Raw genomic sequence first — 14,349 nt, 5'->3', positions numbered from 1 at the left:
AGCCCTGACACCCCCTGACGGAACGAGACCCGAGGATTTCCTGGTGTCCGGCGAGGCCCCGCGACGCCGACGCATGTCCCCTTCACGGTGGACGCCGCTCGTCCTGATGGTCCTCGGGGGCGGCGGCCTACTGACGTCGTCGCTCGCCGGAGAACGCGGCTGGGCTTTGACCTGCGGCTTGATGATGCTGATCGGCCCCTGCCTCGGCGTCCTGTCAAAGCTCAGGCGCAAACTGGTCACGGTGACCGTGCGCGGCAAGAGTATGGAGCCGACCTACCACCACGGTGAGCGCGTTCTCGTACGGCGTGACTTCACCCCGGCCCCGGGACAGGTCGTCGTCGTCGAGTACCCGGGGAACGGTGGCGTGTGGCCGGACCCGCCCGTGGGGCCCGCGGCGGAGCCGTCCGAGATCCCCGGGCGAAGATGGATCATCAAGCGGGTGGCGGCGACCCCCGGTGACCCCGTACCCCGTGACACGGTTCCCGCCCTGGCCGAGGCCGGGGAGGAGAATGTCCCGGAGGGACAGATGGTTCTCCTGGGAGACAATCCCGATGCGAGCTTCGACTCCAGACAGATGGGTTATTTTCCGCTGGAGCGCATTCTGGGAACGGCGGTTCGCAGACTCGGCCACTGAGGCTTCCCACGGCGATGGACGGCCCTCACGCGTTATCCGCCCGGCGCTTTCGGGGCGCCCCTCACGCGGCCATCGCCCCGGACAGGACGTCCGGCGCTGATCGCCCGTGGCTTTCGCCCCGGCACCGCCGTTGCTCGGCTTCTCCGTCGGCATCCTCGGACTCGCGGGCGTACAGCGCCCAAACGAGCAGGTCAGGGTTGATGTCCAGTTCAGTGTGGCCGCTGACACGGCGGGGAGTCCATGTCACGCATCCATGGTCACCTGAATCGACGGTGAAATCGACGACATCGAGGGGGCGGGTACGTCCTTGGTTATCCTCTGGCGATGGGCATCAGGAACTATCTGATCGAAGGAGTCTCCGGCACCGGCAAGACGTCGGTCTGCAAGGAACTGCGGCGGCGCGGCTACCACGCCGTCAACGGTGACACCGATCTGGCCTACCAGGGCGATCCGGAAACGGGCAGGCCGACGAGCGGTCAGGGGCACGAGCACCACATCTGGCGGGTGGATCAGGTGAGAGCCCTGGTCGCCGATCAGGGGGAGCCGGTGACGTTCTTCTGCGGTGGGTCCAGGAACTTTCCCCGGTTCATAGATCTGTTCGACGGCGTCTTCGTGCTGGAAGTCGACCTCGACACGTTGAACCGGCGACTTGACCGGCGACCGGAAGACGAGTGGGGCGGCAAGCAGGCGGAACGGGAACTCATCCTGCGCCTGCACCGGACGAAGGAAGACATTCCCGGGAACGGCATCACGATCGACGCCACCGCACCGCTCGCGCACGTCGTCGACGAGATCGTTCGCCGGGCCGAGGCCGGCGAACAGCCACGACGCGGGAGTTCGGTCGACGCTTGACCGCGCCGGGGCCGCCGGAGGCTTCCGGTCGCCCCGGCGCGATCCGGATCCGCCGGGACGCGGTCAGACGGTCTTGTCCAGCTGCTCGGCCAGCTGCTCCAGGCCCCCCTTGATGAGCCGTCCGTAGTCGTCGTCGTTCAGCGCGCCGATCCCGGCCCGCGCCTGCCGGAGGTGCTCGCGGGCACTGTCGAGGTCGCCCAGCTTGCGATAGCAGTCGCTCAGGTTGAGGTGCAGCGACGGATACAGGCCGGCCACCGAGAGCGGCACCCCGGCCTGGGCCACCCGCTCGTCGGTGATCATGCCGACGGCGGCGAGCGCCCGCAGGTCCCACATCAGTTCCTGCCGTACGTCGTCCTGCACGTCGGCCATCGAATGGGCGAGGACGCAGACATGCAGCGGATCGCCCTGCTCGCCGCCGATGTCGTCCCAGATCTTCGCGAACAGGTCGCGAGCGGCTTCACGCTGACCCTGGTGGTGGTGCAGCTCCACCCCCTGGCCGATCCGGGTCATCGTCGGGTCTTCGGTCATCGGTGGCTCCTTCAGCGTCGCGGGCGGACTGCGGCCAGCCTACTGCCCGACGTGGCCCAACGATCTTCGAATTCACCTGTCGACCCCGGACAAAGGACCGATATCCCGACGCCAGGACGACCGCTGACTCCGGTAGGCTCCGAGACATGTCCGTCGCCGCACGTCTTGCCCCTGGTTGCCGCCCTCGCGGCTGCCGGGCGCCCGCGCGGCGGGTGCACGGCCGGCGGGTCCGGTACGCGATCGGCTCCGACCCCGGCCAGGTCAACGGCATGCGATGGCTTCGCGCGCCGCGCATGACGCAGGGCGTCTGAGGAGTTCTCCTCCGCCCGTCCACAGTCCTCCTTCCCGATCCATCCGCCGCCCCCTGCCAGGTCCTCGACGCCTCCGGCGCGTCCGGGCTCGCGGGTGCCGCCGGGGTGGCCGGGGTCGCCGGGATGGCTGAGAAGGCGGGAGCCCTGCCCCTCTGCGTGGAGACGCGACCGGTGACCACCGTTGACCTGACGGCCGGGGCACCCGCCCCGGCGGAGGAGTTGTCGCATGTCCAGCACGTTCTTCATCCCGGCCCCCGAAGGCCGAGCCCCGGACGCCGAGGGCTACTTCGGCGCGTTCGGCGGCAAGTTCATCCCGGAGGCGCTCGTCGCCGCGGTGGACGAGGTCGCCGAGGAGTACGAGAAGGCCAAGGCCGATCCGCGGTTCACCGCCGAGTTCGGGGCGCTGCTCGCCGACTACACCGGGCGGCCGAGCGCCCTGACCGAGGTGCCCCGGTTCGCCGAGCACGCCGGTGGCGTCCGGATGTTCCTCAAACGCGAGGACCTGAACCACACCGGCTCCCACAAGATCACGAATGTCCTCGGGCAGGCCCTGCTCGCCCGGCGGATGGGCAAGCCGCGGGTGATCGCCGAAACGGGCGCCGGGTCGCACGGCGTGGCGACGGCCACCGCCTGCGCCCTGTTCGGCCTCGAATGCGTCGTCTACATGGGCGAGGTCGACATGGAGCGACAGGCGCTCAACGTCGCCCGGATGCGGATGCTCGGCACGAGGGTCGTCCCGGTGGCATCCGGGTCCCGTACCCTCAAGGACGCCATCAACGAGGCGTTCCGGGACTGGGTCGCCAACGTCGAGTCCACGCACTACCTGTTCGGCACGGCGGCGGGCCCGCATCCGTTCCCGGCCATGGTCCGCGACTTCCAGCGCGTCATCGGCGTCGAGGCCCGCCGCCAGCTCCTGGAGCGCACCGGACGCCTGCCCGACGCGGCGGTCGCGTGCGTCGGCGGCGGATCCAACGCCCTCGGCCTGTTCCACGCCTTCCTGCCCGACGCCGGTGTGCGCCTGGTCGGCTGCGAGGCCGCCGGGCACGGCATCGAGTCCGGCGAGCACGCGGCGACGCTGTCGGCGGGCGAGCCGGGCGTCCTGCACGGCTCGCGCTCCTACGTGCTCCAGGACGAGGAGGGCCAGATCACCGAGCCGCACTCGATCTCCGCCGGCCTGGACTACCCGGGCATCGGCCCCGAGCACGCCCATCTCAAGGACCTCGGGCGCGCCGAGTATCTCCCGGTCACCGACGACGAGGCGATGCGGGCGTTCCGGCTCCTGTCGCGCACCGAGGGGATCATCCCGGCGATCGAGAGCGCCCATGCCCTGGCCGGAGCCCTCGAAGTCGGCGGGGAGCTCGGCCGGGACGGTCTGGTCCTGGTCAACCTGTCCGGCCGCGGCGACAAGGACATGGACACCGCCGCCCGCTACTTCGGGCTGTACGACACCGACGGGGAGTCCAGGTGAGCGGCAACCTCCAGCTGTTGAACGACACCTTCGCCCGCGTCAGGGCCGAGGGCCGGGCCGCGCTCGTCGCCTACCTCCCGGCCGGTCTCCCGACCGTCGACGGCGGCATCGCGGCGATCAGGACGGTCCTGGACTCCGGCGCCGACATCGTCGAGGTCGGGCTGCCGCACAGCGACCCGGTCCTGGACGGCCCCGTCATCCAGACCGCCGACGACCTCGCCCTGCGCGGCGGCCTCAAGATCGCCGACGTGATCCGCACCGTCCGCGAGGTCCACGCCGCCACGGGCAAGCCCGTCCTGGTCATGTCGTACTGGAACCCGATCGCCCGCTACGGTGTCGAGCGCTTCACCGCCGAGCTCGCCGGCGCGGGCGGGGCGGGTTGCATCCTGTCCGACCTGCCCGTCCAGGAGTCCGCGACGTGGTGCGACCACGCCGGTGAGCGGGGCCTGGCGACCGTCTTCGTCGTCGCGCCCAGCACCGGGGACGAACGGCTGAGACGCATCACCGCCGCCGGTTCCGGTTTCGTCTACGCCGCCTCGACCATGGGCGTCACCGGCGTCCGCGAGAGCGTCGGCGCCTCGGCCGCCGACCTCGTACGGCGGACCAGGGCGACGACCGAGCTGCCGGTCTGCGTCGGCATCGGCGTGTCCACCCCCGGCCAGGCCGCCGAGGTGGCGGGCTTCGCCGACGGCGTGGTCGTCGGCACCGCCTTCGTCCAGGCCCTCCTCGACGCCCCCGACGAGACCACCGGCCTGGCGTCCCTGCGCGCCCTCACCGCCGCACTGGCCCGGGGGGTTCGCGAGGGAAGGTAGCGGCGGTACGGGGCCACGACCGCGAGAACGGGGAAGACCTCCGTCTTCCCCGTTCGAGAGAAGGGGTCAATCGCGCCCGGCGGGCAGCGGCGGCTCGGCGTCGGTCCAGCCCACCCGCTGGTAGGCCTTGAAGCCGATGGTCTTCGCCGTACGGCCGTCGGCGAGCTTGACCGTGGTCGTCGTCAGGGCCGTGAGCAGCAGGCCCGTCGCGGGGTCGATCATCCAGGCGACCTCATGGGCGTTCTCCCGCCCGGATCCGGGAGCCGGCCGGTAGCCGAACGCCTCGCCCGTGCGGCCCAGCGGGTCCTTCATCTCGCCCAGGGACTTCAGCGTGGGCAGGGTGGCCAGGATGCGGTAGGCGGAGGCGCGGACGGCGGGGGAGACGGGCAGGCCGAAGATGATCTGCACGCAGAGCTCCCCCAGGGCCTCCTCCGGCGAACGGGGGTCCTGAGGGGCACGGCCGGCCTTGATCTGGGCGGCGAGGCGCTGTTCGAGGTAGGCGCGTAGTTCCCCCTCGCCGCTCGGAACGCGGCGGAGCTCCTCCCAGGTGAGGAGCTCCCTGGCCAGATACCCGCCCGAGCCCTTCCAGCCGCCGCGCAGCCGTTCGACCCTCCTCCCCTCCGTCTTGGCCAGTACCGACTCCAACGAGACGGCTCCGACGTATCCGGTCATGTCCATCGGGTAGCTCCACCGGGTCGGCGAGCCCGCCTTCCGCCAGGCGGCCCGGTCCTCGGGGGTGAGCGGCTTCGCGCCGAGGGACTGCGTGATCCGCCAGCTCTGCGACCCGGGCCGGCGCGCCAGCCAGTGGTCGTTGGAGAAAAGCCGTCTGATGACGTATCCGCGATCCGGGGAGATCGCGTCCATGCCGGAAACCACGCTGACACGCCAGTACGCGCCCGGCCCGGGGTCCTTCGCGGCGGCGGCCGCGGTGGCGGCGGACAGCAGCATCTGGCGGGCCGGGGGCTGCGCGCCGGTCGCGGCCGCCGGCGAGGGGCTCGGCCGCCGCCCGTCCGGCGCCGTCACCATAGTGACCACCAGAACCGTGGCGGCCACGCTCGCCGCCGACGCCAGCCACGGTATCGGCCCGCGCAACCACGTGGCGCGCGGCCTGCCGCCCCGCCCCGGCGGCTCCGACATGATCGAGGCGAGCAGCGCCCGGGCCCCCGCTCCGGACGCCTGCCCGGCCGGCTCGCGGCCCAGGTCCTCGTCGTGCACCCTGGCGAGATCGTCCATGTTCACAGTGCGCTCCTCTCGAAGAGCGGAAGGTCGATCCCCGCGTCGTCCAGGGCGTGCGTGAACCGTTTGCGTGCGCGGTGCAGCCGGACACGTACGGCGTTGCGGGTGATACCGAGCGTGCGGGCCACCTGCTCGGTGTCGAGCCTCTCCCAGGCGACCAGCGACAGCAGCTCCCTGTCGTCGTCGTTCAGGCTCCTGAAGACCCGGCCGAGCTGTGTGTACTCAGCCGGGGGCGGTCCGGACAGCGCGGGGGAGGCGGCGATCTGCTCGCGCAGCGCGGCGGTGCGCCGCTCGTGCCGCAGCTCGCCGCGGCGGTGGTTGGCCAGAGCCCTGCGGGCCACGCCGTACAGCCAGAGCCTGGCCTCGTCCCCCGGCGGGATCTCGTCGATCCGCCGCCACGCGACGGCGAACGTCTCGGCCACCACGTCGGCCGCGTCGTCGGTGTTCTGGCACCGGCGCAGCACGTAGCCGAGTATGGGGCGATAGGCGTGTTCGTATATCTGTACGAACCGGCCATGGGGATCGGATCCCATTCGGCCTCCTCCCGTGAATCATCGGTCACCCGTCCATGTCCGGAAAATCGGGAGCATTACCGATCGCCGGCAGGTTCTCGATGATCTTCTGAGGACCCTGCCGGGGGCCGCCGGAGCACCGGGATCGCCCCTGGCCGTCACCGCGTTCCCCGGGCCCACCTCCCTGCGAACACCGGAACAGGGGACAGAGCCGTTCAGCGGGGCGATCCCGCGAGCGCGGCGAGCATGCGCGCCCTGGCGGCGGCCGTCGCCCGTGCTCGCTCGTCGAGCCCCTCCCGGTCGCCGGTGGCCCGCGCGCGTGCCGTCCGGATGGCGAGCGCGCTCGCCTCGGCCTGGTAGCGGCCGGTGGCGCGAGCGGCGGCCCGGCCCGAGCGGCGACGTGCGTCTCGCCGCCCGCGGCGGCGTTCCGCGAGGTCCGCGAGCGATGCCACCTCCTCGGGAGCGATGTGCCCGTCGCGTGCGAGAACCGGCAGGGCCGCGGCGATCATCCTCCCCTCGCGCCCGCGCAGCACGAGCGCCACGACCGTCATCGCGACGAAGACCGGCACCATCACGGCTCCGTAGATCTTGTAGATCAGGTACGGGTCGCCTCCGGCGAGCCCCGCCCAGTCCCACACCCCGTGCAGCGTGATCGCGACGAGCAGGCCCGCGAGAGCGAGCCCCGCGCGTGCGGCCCCGCCGCGCCCGCTCGTGGCGGCGGCGGCGACGCCGAGCCCGAACACGGCGACCATGAGCGGGTGGAAGAACGGCACCATCACCACGCGCAGGAAGAGGCTGGCGCCGAACAGGGCGACCGCGTTCACGTCGGAGGTGTCCGACGCGGCGAAGGCGGTGACGGTACGGCCGAGATAGAGGATGTTCTCCGTGAAGGAGAATCCGGCGCCGGCGAGCCCCGCGTAGACGACGCCGTCGAGCAGGCCGGTGATCTGCCCGCGGGGACGGACCAGCAGCCACACCAGGAACAGGCCCTTGAAGACCTCCTCGGTGACCGGGGTGATCACGAGCGGCCGGAACCACGCGCCGAAATCGGTGCCCACGGTGGTGTCGACGAGCGCCTGGAGCCCTTCCTGCGACCAGATCGAGCAGAAGGCCGCGATCGAGGCGCCCCACGCGAACGCCGAGACGAGACGGCGTGGACGCTCGCGCTCCCAGCGGTCGAGCCACAGGAACGCGCCCACGACCAGGGGAGTGACGACGGCGGACAGCAGGAGACCGGCGACCAGCCCGTCCACCCCGATCCGGCCGGCCACCCAGGCCACGGACGCCAGCCACGCGGCACCCGCCGACACGGGCCAGAGGATCCACGTCCGGCCTCGCCCGGACCCCGAAGTTCTTTCCCGCATTCCCGTTCCCTCTCCTCGTTCCGGCGCCGCCCCGCGCGGTCGCCTTTCAGGAGGTCAGGAGACACCGTGCCGTTGCGGCATACTCAAATCCGAGGTCGCGAGTCGCGTAGGGGGGCCGGATGGGCTGGAGCACGCGGGAGATCGCGCGGCTCGCCGGGACGACCCTGCGAACCGTGCGGCACTATCACGAGATCGGCCTGCTCGACGAGCCGGAACGGCTGTCGAACGGCTACAAGGTCTACCGCACCGAGCATCCGGTACGGCTCCTGCAGATTCGCCATCCGGGCGCGACGCCGCCGCCGGCACCGTCGTCGAGGCGTTGCTCGATCTCTACAACCCGGCACAGCTCGACGTGCTCGTACGCATCTGGAAATCGGCAGGTCTGATCTGAGCCCGTCTCCGAGGGGCGCTCTCCCGCCGGTCGAGGGCGGCGGCGGCCCGGGCCCGGCCGGTGTGGGTTCCACGGCGGCGGGACGGCCCTGTTCGCGTCCGGAGCGTGCGACCCGAGCTGGAGGCCGGGTGCGCGTCAACGCCGCAGGCGCGGGCGAGGACGGCGGCCCGGACAAGGGGCCCGTGTTCTATGATCACGGGCCTATGAGCCAGTCGCGCACGCTGTCCGCCACGGAGGTCCTTTCGGAGCGGCTCCTGCTTCGCAGGACGTTGCACGAGAGCGACCGCGAGGGATTCGTCGAGCTCTCGACCGACCCCGAGGTCCAGGCGTACATCGGCGGTCCCCAGCCCCGGGGTGACGTCGAGCGGCGCTTCGACGCGGCGATCGCCGGCGCGACGTCCAGGCCCGGCAACTACGTCATCGCGGACAACACGACGAACCGGTTCATCGGGACACTGATGCTCGCCCGCCGGCCGGCCGACGGCCCCGGGCACGTCACCGAGGGGGGCGAGGAGCTGGAACTGGGCTACGTGCTGCGGCGCGGCGCGTGGGGCGCGGGGTTCGCGTTCGAGGCCGCGGCGGCCGCGTTGCGCGCCGCCGCCGCCGAACTCCCCGACCAGCCGGTCCTGCTCGTGACCCGGACCGCGAACGAGCGATCCCTGAGACTCGCCAACCGTCTCGGCTTCCGCCCCATCGGCACGTTCGAGCAGTACGGCGCCGAGCAGACCCTCTGCTCGGCCTCCCTGTCCGTCTTCCGGGCCTGATCCCGGTATCCGGCACGGCGGCTCACGCGGGCACCGCGGCCCTCCTTGGCGCACGGCCCTCCTCGGCGTACGGCGCGAAAACGCGTTGCCACGGACGCTCCTGAAACGTATTGTTCTGCGCTCGTGATCACAGTGATGGAGCGAGTCCTGCCTGCCCGGCTGGGAGAGGGATTCCGGTGGTTGCTGGCCTCGAGCTGGCTGACGAACCTCGGTGACGGGATCGCGGCGGCGGCGGGCCCGCTGCTGATCGCGACGTTGACCCGCGACCCGCTGCTGATCTCGCTGTCGGCCCTGGTGAGCTGGGCGCCGCCACTGCTGTTCGGCCTGTACGCGGGCGTGCTGTCGGATCGGCACGACCGGCGCGGGATCGTGCTCGTCGCGAACGCGGTGCGGGCCGCGGTGCTGGTGGCGCTCGTCGCGCTCATGGTGAGCGGCACCGTGACCGTGGCGACGGCGCTGGTGGCGCTCACGCTCCGGTCCGTCGCCGAGGTGTTCGCCGACAACGCGACGGCCACCCTGACTCCCATGATGGTCGACAGGGACGATCTCGTCATCGCCAACGCCCGCCTGGGCACGGGGTTCATCACGCTCAACCAGCTCGCCGGGCCGCCGATCGGCGCGGCACTGTTCGGCCTGGGCCTGACCTGGCCGTTCGCGGCCCAGCTGCTCCTGGTGGCGGCGGGGATCGTCCTGGTCTCCCGGATCACGCCGCCGCCGCGCGACCGGCAGGGCGACGATCTCGCGCCCGACACCGTACGGGAGCTGGTCGCCGGGTTCAGCTGGACCGTCCGGCACGCGGCGGTCCGTACGCTGGCGCTCACAATCCTGATCTTCAACTTCACGTTCGGCGCGGCCTGGTCGGTCCTCGTCCTCTACACCCAGGAGCGGCTCGGCCTCGGCGCCCTGGGTTTCGGCCTGATGACCACCGTCGGCGGGATCGGCGGCCTGATCGGCACCGGCCTGTACGGGGCCATCACCCGCAGGGTGAGCCTGGGCGCCCTGATGCGGATCGGGCTCGTCATCGAGACGTTCACTCACCTGGGCCTGGCCCTGACCCGTTCGCCATGGGTCGCCGGGGGCATCTTCCTGGTCTTCGGCGCGCACGCGTTCATCTGGGGCACGACCTCGGTCACCGTCCGCCAGCGCGCGGTCCCGCGCGAGCTGCAGGGCCGGGTGGGCAGCGTCAACACCGTCTGCGTCTACGCCGGTCTGGTGGTCGGCTCGTTGATCGGCGGTGTGCTGGCCACCCGCTTCGGCGTCGCGGCGCCCTTCTGGTTCGCCTTCGCCGGCTCGGCGGTGTTCGTGGTGCTGCTGTGGCGGCAGCTCATGCTCATCGCCCACGACGACTGAGACGCCCGGTACCGAGGAGGCCACCGCCCGCGACGTTCCGGAAGCCGCTCCCGGCAGCGCTTTCAAGGGGGGCGCTGTTCGCCGGGTGGGCGCCGGGCCGGATGACACGTATGGCGTCAAACCGCGCGCGACCGCTCATGGACATCGATAATCTTGGCCGCCATGTCCTCATTGATGATGAACAGGCGAGGCATCGGACTGCTCGCGATGGTCGCTCTGACCGTCACCGCCTGTGGTGGCACCGACAAGGCGGCGTCCGCGTCACCCCCCGCCGCGACCTCCCCCTCGAGCGAGTCGCCCACGCGGTCCGCCGCGCCCCGGACGAAGACCTACGAGGTCACGCTGGAGGTGAACGGCAAGGGCAAGCTCTACCAGCCGATCGCGTACTTCGCCGACACCAACGGCAGCGAGTCGGATGTCACCCTCCCCTGGAAGAAGACCGTGACGGTCGAGCTCACCAAGGCCGAGCAGAAGGTCGGCTATCCGCTCTCCGTCATCCCTGGGGCGGTCCGCGACTCCGACCGCATGCTCAAACCGGCAGGGTGCCGCATCCTCGTCGACGGCGAGGAGGTCGCCACCAACGACGGCGGCGAGAGTTCGTGCAAGTACACCTTGAAGTGAACCGGGCTCGTTCCGGGGGATGAGGAACACCGGACCGGAAACCGGCGCCTGCGCGCTCCGTGCGGGGCCGCCGTTCTGCGGCGACGGTGACGGCGGCCTGCTGTGACGTCCCCGCCGGGCGGGTGCGGCCGATCGCGAACGCCGGTCTTCGGCCTGGGAAAAATACGATACTTCTGTCGAAAATGGGATATGCGTCTCACCCATTTACGGTGGTGACCTCAATGCCCGCCCCCTGTCGTCAGGCTGAGGCGTTTCGGGCCTCGCCCGACAGCCGGTCCGTGGCCGCCGGCCTGTGTTCGCCTGCCGTGGCCGGTGTATCGGCGAAGCCGAACGACCCGTCGGTCGTTCCCGGTGCCCTCGCGACCGGCCGGCGTCAGGTGCGCTTCTGCGCCGGGGCTCGGCGCTGGACGCCGATCCCGGCTTTCCGGGGTCAGTCGACGGTGATGACGAGTTTCCCGGGTGCGTTGCCCGCCGCCAGGTCGCTCACCGCGGTGGGGGTCTCCGCCAGGGGGTAGGTGCGTCCGACGGCCGGTCGTACGGCCCCGGCCTCGATGAGGTCGCGCAGTGTGTCCAGGCCGGCGGTGCGGGTCAGCGAGATCGGCGCGTCCAGACGCTGGCGGATGAACGGGGTGATCAGGCGGGCGGCCAGCGGCCGGCCGAGTCCGCCGAACCAGCGGCCGCCGCCCTCGCCGCCGACGATGACGAGCCGGCCGCGCTCGGTGAGCAGCCCGCGCAGCAGGGGCAGCGGACGGATGCCCGCGATGTCGACGATCAGGTCGTAGGTCCCGGTGAGCGGCTCGCGCGTGTAGTCGATGACGGCCTGGGCGCCCAGCGACCGGACGAGGTCGGCCTTGGCCGTGCTGCACACGGCGGTGACGTGGGCGCCGCCGGCGGCCAGGAGTTGCGTGGCGAAGCTGCCCACCCCGCCCCCGGCGCCGATGACCAGTGCCTTCTGGCCCGCGGTGACCTGGCCGACGGCCCGTAACGCGGTCACCCCTGACACGGGTACGGCAGCCGCTTCGGTGAAGTTCAGGTTGGCGGGCTTGCGGGCGAGCTTGTGCGGGCGGGCGAGCGCGAACTGCGCGTACGCGCCGGTCGCCTCGCCGTACACCTCGTCGCCGGGGCGGAACGCGGTCACGTCGGCGCCGACGGACTCCACGACGCCGGCCACGTCCATGCCGGGCACGCGCCTGCGGGGCCGGCGCAGGCCGAAGCCGAGGCGGCCGATGAGCGGCAGCCCGGTCATGAGGTGCCACACGCCGTAGTCGACGCCGGCCGCGCGCACCCGGATGAGCACATCGCCCGCGCCGGGCGTCGGGATCGGGACCTCGCCGAGGCTCAGCGTGCGCGGCGGGCCGTACTCGTCCTGGACGATCGCCTTCATGGGAGGTCTCCTTCGGTGTCGGGGTACTGGAAGACGTCGTCGAGCCCGACCCGGAAGACCCGGGCGATGCGGAAGGCCATCTCCAGTGAGGGGGAGTAGCGACCCTGTTCGATCGCGATGATGGTCTGGCGGGTGACGCCGACCCGGTCGGCCAGTTCGGCCTGGGTCATCTCGTCGTGCGCGAACCGCAGGGCCCGGATCGCGTTGGTGACCCGCGTCGGCTTCACCACGTCTGGAAGCCGCCCTTGCGGTATGCCACGATCTTGGTGAACGAGCTGAGCACCGAGGACAGCAGGAACGCCAGGTAGATGGCGTTGGCGATCCAGAAGTGGCGCAGCTCGAAGACGGCCATGACCAGCGCGGCGAGCGCGCCGACGACGAGGATCGACTGCCCGATGCGCTCGCTGACCTGGTTGATCTCGCGGTCGCGCTCGTCGGTGCGGTCGGAGCCGTGGCCGCCCGCGACGGCCATCGCGATGTTGGCCACGATCGCGGCGACGACGGCGCCACCGATGGTCCACAGCAGGGCTCCCGCGTAGGCGACGTCGGCGAGCGGGCCGTCGCCGGCCCTGCTCAGGACGGTCACCACGTAGATCGCGTACGCGCCGACGGAGACCACGATCATCACCCAGGCACGTTTTTCCTCGAAGGCCATGCGGGCTCCTCGTGTAAAACAAAGCTGACATCAATCAATGTAAGACGTCCCGGACATCATGTCAAAGTTTATTTACACGCACGGACGCGCCGTGGCGCCCGGCGGGGTGTCGCTGGAAGACGTCCATGACCGGCCGGACGGCGCGGGTCGCACCGGGCCGCGGGCTTCGCGAAGGCGCGGGCCGGACGTCCGGCGGCCGGAACACGTGACGCTCCTGGAGCGGGCTCGCGCGCGTCTCCACGGACGCCTGGGCCTCTCCGGCGGCGGCCGCCGCTCAGCTCGCCGCCGGAGAGTCCGGGTCCGGGTCCGGGTCCGTTCGCAGGGCCAGCGTGCGGGCCGCGTGTTCGGTCCACGCCGTGAGGAACGCCTCCCGGCCCAGCTCGCCCGGTGTGTGGCCGATGAGGAGCTCCAGCAGCGGGAAGTAGGTCAGTGACGAGAGGAGCACGGCGGCCGTGGCCTCCGGGTCGGCCGCCTCCACCACGCCCAGCGCCCGCTGAGCCTCGATCCAGGCGGCGCACTCGCGATAGAGGGTGGCCAGCACGCCCTGCCACATCGGCTCGAAGATCTCGGGGAACGCGGTGAACTCGCGCAGCATGATGCGCACCAGATCCCTGTCGCCCTCGATCACGTCCCACACCGTTCGCGCCATCAGGCGCAGCGCCTGGCGTGGATCGGCCGGAACCCGCTCCACCACCTGCTGTCTCCTGTGCGCCATCGTGCTCAGATTGCGCCGTACGGCCGCCTCCAGCAGGGCCCGTTTGGAGGGGAAGTGCTTGTAGAGCGCTCCGGAGCCGCCGGCCAGCCCGCAGGCCTGCTGGATGTCGGCCACGGAGGTCGCGTCGTAGCCGCGCAGCGCGAACAACCGGACGGCCTCGTCGAGGATGCGCTCCCGGGTCACGCCGGGGGTCGTTCTCGCCATAGTGAGAGAGTACTCTCTTTCTATGGTTCACGTGATCGTGCAAGAGACCATCCACTGCACGCCGGACGAATACCTGGAGTTCGTCATGGACGTCGGACGCTATGCCGAGATCGACGACAAGATCGGCTCGATCGACTGGGTGCGCCGCGTCGACAACCTCGTGGAGTTCAGGTTCCGTCCCGTTCTGCCGGGCATCCCGGGCCCCGCGCCCAAGCTGGTCTCCCAGATGCGCCTGACCCCGGGCCTGCGCGTCGACGTCCGGTACGCCCCCCTGCCCCGCAACCGTCTGAACCACCGGCTGTCCCGCTTCAGCGCCTCCTTCGAGGCCGAGGCCGTCGCGGACGGCGTCTCCAGGGTGAGGCGCATGATCTCGATCGACTTCGCACCCTTCCTCCGCTGGCCGCTGGAGCCGATCCTGCGTCGCAGGCTGCCCGCCGACGTACGTGAGGAGATGCGCGGGGCCAAGCGGCGACTGGAGAGCTGAGGAGCCGACCGGCCGAAGGGCTGGTCACCCGAGACGTCTGGCCGACGATGGTGGGGGCGACGTG

18 protein-coding genes are annotated in these 14,349 nt (G+C 71.3%); 10 read left to right on the top strand and 8 right to left on the bottom strand.

The features are described from left to right. The first annotated feature begins 73 nt into the window (after window positions 1-73). On the top strand, window positions 74-634 hold the full coding sequence (locus ACFYWM_RS26560) for a S26 family signal peptidase (RefSeq protein WP_389918443.1): 561 nt from the start codon (window positions 74-76) through the stop codon (window positions 632-634). A gap of 324 nt (window positions 635-958) precedes the next feature. Continuing rightward, window positions 959-1,486: an AAA family ATPase gene (locus tag ACFYWM_RS26555; RefSeq protein WP_389918440.1), complete on the top strand. Its 528-nt coding sequence runs from the start codon at window positions 959-961 to the stop codon at window positions 1,484-1,486. Between the two features lie 63 nt (window positions 1,487-1,549). Here ACFYWM_RS26555 and ACFYWM_RS26550 read toward each other — a convergent pair whose 3' ends face one another. Beyond that, window positions 1,550-2,014 (bottom strand): hypothetical protein, encoded by a 465-nt coding sequence (locus tag ACFYWM_RS26550; RefSeq protein ID WP_389918437.1) that lies wholly within the window; start codon window positions 2,012-2,014, stop codon window positions 1,550-1,552. A gap of 146 nt (window positions 2,015-2,160) precedes the next feature. Between ACFYWM_RS26550 and trpM the strand changes: the two genes are divergently transcribed. The 3 genes from trpM to trpA all read left to right on the top strand — a co-directional run bounded on the left by trpM (window position 2,161) and on the right by trpA (window position 4,605). After that, complete coding sequence (trpM, locus tag ACFYWM_RS26545; RefSeq protein WP_386324324.1) at window positions 2,161-2,325, top strand: tryptophan biosynthesis modulator TrpM; 165 nt, start codon at window positions 2,161-2,163, stop codon at window positions 2,323-2,325. Window positions 2,326-2,551: 226 nt separating this feature from the next. Beyond that, entirely contained in the window at window positions 2,552-3,793 is a 1,242-nt protein-coding gene (trpB, locus tag ACFYWM_RS26540) for a tryptophan synthase subunit beta (protein ID WP_389918433.1), read from the top strand. Further along, window positions 3,790-4,605 (top strand): tryptophan synthase subunit alpha, encoded by an 816-nt coding sequence (gene trpA / locus ACFYWM_RS26535; RefSeq protein WP_389918430.1) that lies wholly within the window; start codon window positions 3,790-3,792, stop codon window positions 4,603-4,605. The genes trpB and trpA overlap by 4 nt, the downstream gene beginning before the upstream one ends. Window positions 4,606-4,671: 66 nt before the next feature. Here trpA and ACFYWM_RS26530 read toward each other — a convergent pair whose 3' ends face one another. From ACFYWM_RS26530 to ACFYWM_RS26520, 3 genes are all read right to left on the bottom strand, one after another. Next, window positions 4,672-5,838 carry a CU044_5270 family protein gene (locus tag ACFYWM_RS26530; RefSeq protein ID WP_389918876.1) on the bottom strand — a complete coding sequence of 389 codons (1,167 nt, stop codon included), beginning with the start codon at window positions 5,836-5,838 and terminating at the stop codon, window positions 4,672-4,674. 2 nt (window positions 5,839-5,840) lie between these two features. Beyond that, the gene (locus ACFYWM_RS26525) at window positions 5,841-6,374 is read right to left on the bottom strand and encodes an RNA polymerase sigma factor (RefSeq protein WP_389918427.1); all 534 of its coding nucleotides are present in this window, start codon (window positions 6,372-6,374) and stop codon (window positions 5,841-5,843) included. A 194-nt stretch (window positions 6,375-6,568) separates the two neighbouring features. Further along, window positions 6,569-7,663 carry a PrsW family intramembrane metalloprotease gene (locus ACFYWM_RS26520; RefSeq protein ID WP_389918424.1) on the bottom strand — a complete coding sequence of 365 codons (1,095 nt, stop codon included), beginning with the start codon at window positions 7,661-7,663 and terminating at the stop codon, window positions 6,569-6,571. Between the two features lie 173 nt (window positions 7,664-7,836). Here ACFYWM_RS26520 and ACFYWM_RS26515 point away from each other — a divergent pair, with 173 nt between their 5' ends. From ACFYWM_RS26515 to ACFYWM_RS26500, 4 genes are all read left to right on the top strand, one after another. After that, window positions 7,837-8,103 carry a MerR family DNA-binding transcriptional regulator gene (locus tag ACFYWM_RS26515; protein WP_389918421.1) on the top strand — a complete coding sequence of 89 codons (267 nt, stop codon included), beginning with the start codon at window positions 7,837-7,839 and terminating at the stop codon, window positions 8,101-8,103. 208 nt (window positions 8,104-8,311) lie between these two features. Then, a complete protein-coding gene (locus tag ACFYWM_RS26510) occupies window positions 8,312-8,872 on the top strand; it encodes a GNAT family N-acetyltransferase (protein WP_389918418.1) in 561 nt (186 codons plus the stop codon). 123 nt (window positions 8,873-8,995) lie between these two features. After that, entirely contained in the window at window positions 8,996-10,222 is a 1,227-nt protein-coding gene (locus ACFYWM_RS26505; RefSeq protein ID WP_389918416.1) for an MFS transporter, read from the top strand. Between the two features lie 162 nt (window positions 10,223-10,384). After that, on the top strand, window positions 10,385-10,843 hold the full coding sequence (locus tag ACFYWM_RS26500; protein ID WP_389918415.1) for a hypothetical protein: 459 nt from the start codon (window positions 10,385-10,387) through the stop codon (window positions 10,841-10,843). A 430-nt stretch (window positions 10,844-11,273) separates the two neighbouring features. Here ACFYWM_RS26500 and ACFYWM_RS26495 read toward each other — a convergent pair whose 3' ends face one another. The 4 genes from ACFYWM_RS26495 to ACFYWM_RS26480 form a co-directional block, all read right to left on the bottom strand. After that, the gene (locus ACFYWM_RS26495; RefSeq protein WP_389918413.1) at window positions 11,274-12,227 is read right to left on the bottom strand and encodes an NAD(P)-dependent alcohol dehydrogenase; all 954 of its coding nucleotides are present in this window, start codon (window positions 12,225-12,227) and stop codon (window positions 11,274-11,276) included. After that, window positions 12,224-12,457 carry a helix-turn-helix transcriptional regulator gene (locus tag ACFYWM_RS26490; protein ID WP_389918411.1) on the bottom strand — a complete coding sequence of 78 codons (234 nt, stop codon included), beginning with the start codon at window positions 12,455-12,457 and terminating at the stop codon, window positions 12,224-12,226. Before ACFYWM_RS26490 ends, ACFYWM_RS26495 begins: the two co-directional genes overlap by 4 nt. Further along, window positions 12,451-12,882 (bottom strand): hypothetical protein, encoded by a 432-nt coding sequence (locus ACFYWM_RS26485; protein ID WP_389918409.1) that lies wholly within the window; start codon window positions 12,880-12,882, stop codon window positions 12,451-12,453. Before ACFYWM_RS26485 ends, ACFYWM_RS26490 begins: the two co-directional genes overlap by 7 nt. A 274-nt stretch (window positions 12,883-13,156) precedes the next feature. Beyond that, a complete protein-coding gene (locus ACFYWM_RS26480; RefSeq protein ID WP_389918407.1) occupies window positions 13,157-13,801 on the bottom strand; it encodes a TetR/AcrR family transcriptional regulator in 645 nt (214 codons plus the stop codon). Between the two features lie 31 nt (window positions 13,802-13,832). On the opposite strand from ACFYWM_RS26480, the gene ACFYWM_RS26475 reads away from it, so the two are divergent. After that, window positions 13,833-14,285 (top strand): SRPBCC family protein, encoded by a 453-nt coding sequence (locus tag ACFYWM_RS26475; RefSeq protein ID WP_389918405.1) that lies wholly within the window; start codon window positions 13,833-13,835, stop codon window positions 14,283-14,285. The last annotated feature ends 64 nt before the right edge of the window (window positions 14,286-14,349 follow it).

This window comes from Streptosporangium sp. NPDC002721, assembly GCF_042888905.1.
GTDB lineage: Bacteria > Actinomycetota > Actinomycetes > Streptosporangiales > Streptosporangiaceae > Streptosporangium.
The sequence above is the reverse complement of the archived record's forward strand: the minus strand, read 5'-3'. Positions and strand labels throughout refer to the sequence as shown.

Coding starts and splice junctions, on each gene's coding strand:
- trpB (WP_389918433.1), top strand. CDS start 2,552: ATGTCCAGCACGTTCTTCATCCCGGCCCCCGAAGGCCGAGCCCCGGAC.
- ACFYWM_RS26525 (WP_389918427.1), bottom strand. CDS start 6,374: ATGGGATCCGATCCCCATGGCCGGTTCGTACAGATATACGAACACGCC.
- ACFYWM_RS26530 (WP_389918876.1), bottom strand. CDS start 5,838: ATGGACGATCTCGCCAGGGTGCACGACGAGGACCTGGGCCGCGAGCCG.
- ACFYWM_RS26515 (WP_389918421.1), top strand. CDS start 7,837: ATGGGCTGGAGCACGCGGGAGATCGCGCGGCTCGCCGGGACGACCCTG.
- ACFYWM_RS26510 (WP_389918418.1), top strand. CDS start 8,312: ATGAGCCAGTCGCGCACGCTGTCCGCCACGGAGGTCCTTTCGGAGCGG.
- ACFYWM_RS26550 (WP_389918437.1), bottom strand. CDS start 2,014: ATGACCGAAGACCCGACGATGACCCGGATCGGCCAGGGGGTGGAGCTG.
- ACFYWM_RS26480 (WP_389918407.1), bottom strand. CDS start 13,801: ATGGCGAGAACGACCCCCGGCGTGACCCGGGAGCGCATCCTCGACGAG.
- ACFYWM_RS26500 (WP_389918415.1), top strand. CDS start 10,385: ATGTCCTCATTGATGATGAACAGGCGAGGCATCGGACTGCTCGCGATG.
- ACFYWM_RS26485 (WP_389918409.1), bottom strand. CDS start 12,882: ATGGCCTTCGAGGAAAAACGTGCCTGGGTGATGATCGTGGTCTCCGTC.
- ACFYWM_RS26495 (WP_389918413.1), bottom strand. CDS start 12,227: ATGAAGGCGATCGTCCAGGACGAGTACGGCCCGCCGCGCACGCTGAGC.
- trpM (WP_386324324.1), top strand. CDS start 2,161: ATGTCCGTCGCCGCACGTCTTGCCCCTGGTTGCCGCCCTCGCGGCTGC.
- ACFYWM_RS26555 (WP_389918440.1), top strand. CDS start 959: ATGGGCATCAGGAACTATCTGATCGAAGGAGTCTCCGGCACCGGCAAG.
- ACFYWM_RS26560 (WP_389918443.1), top strand. CDS start 74: ATGTCCCCTTCACGGTGGACGCCGCTCGTCCTGATGGTCCTCGGGGGC.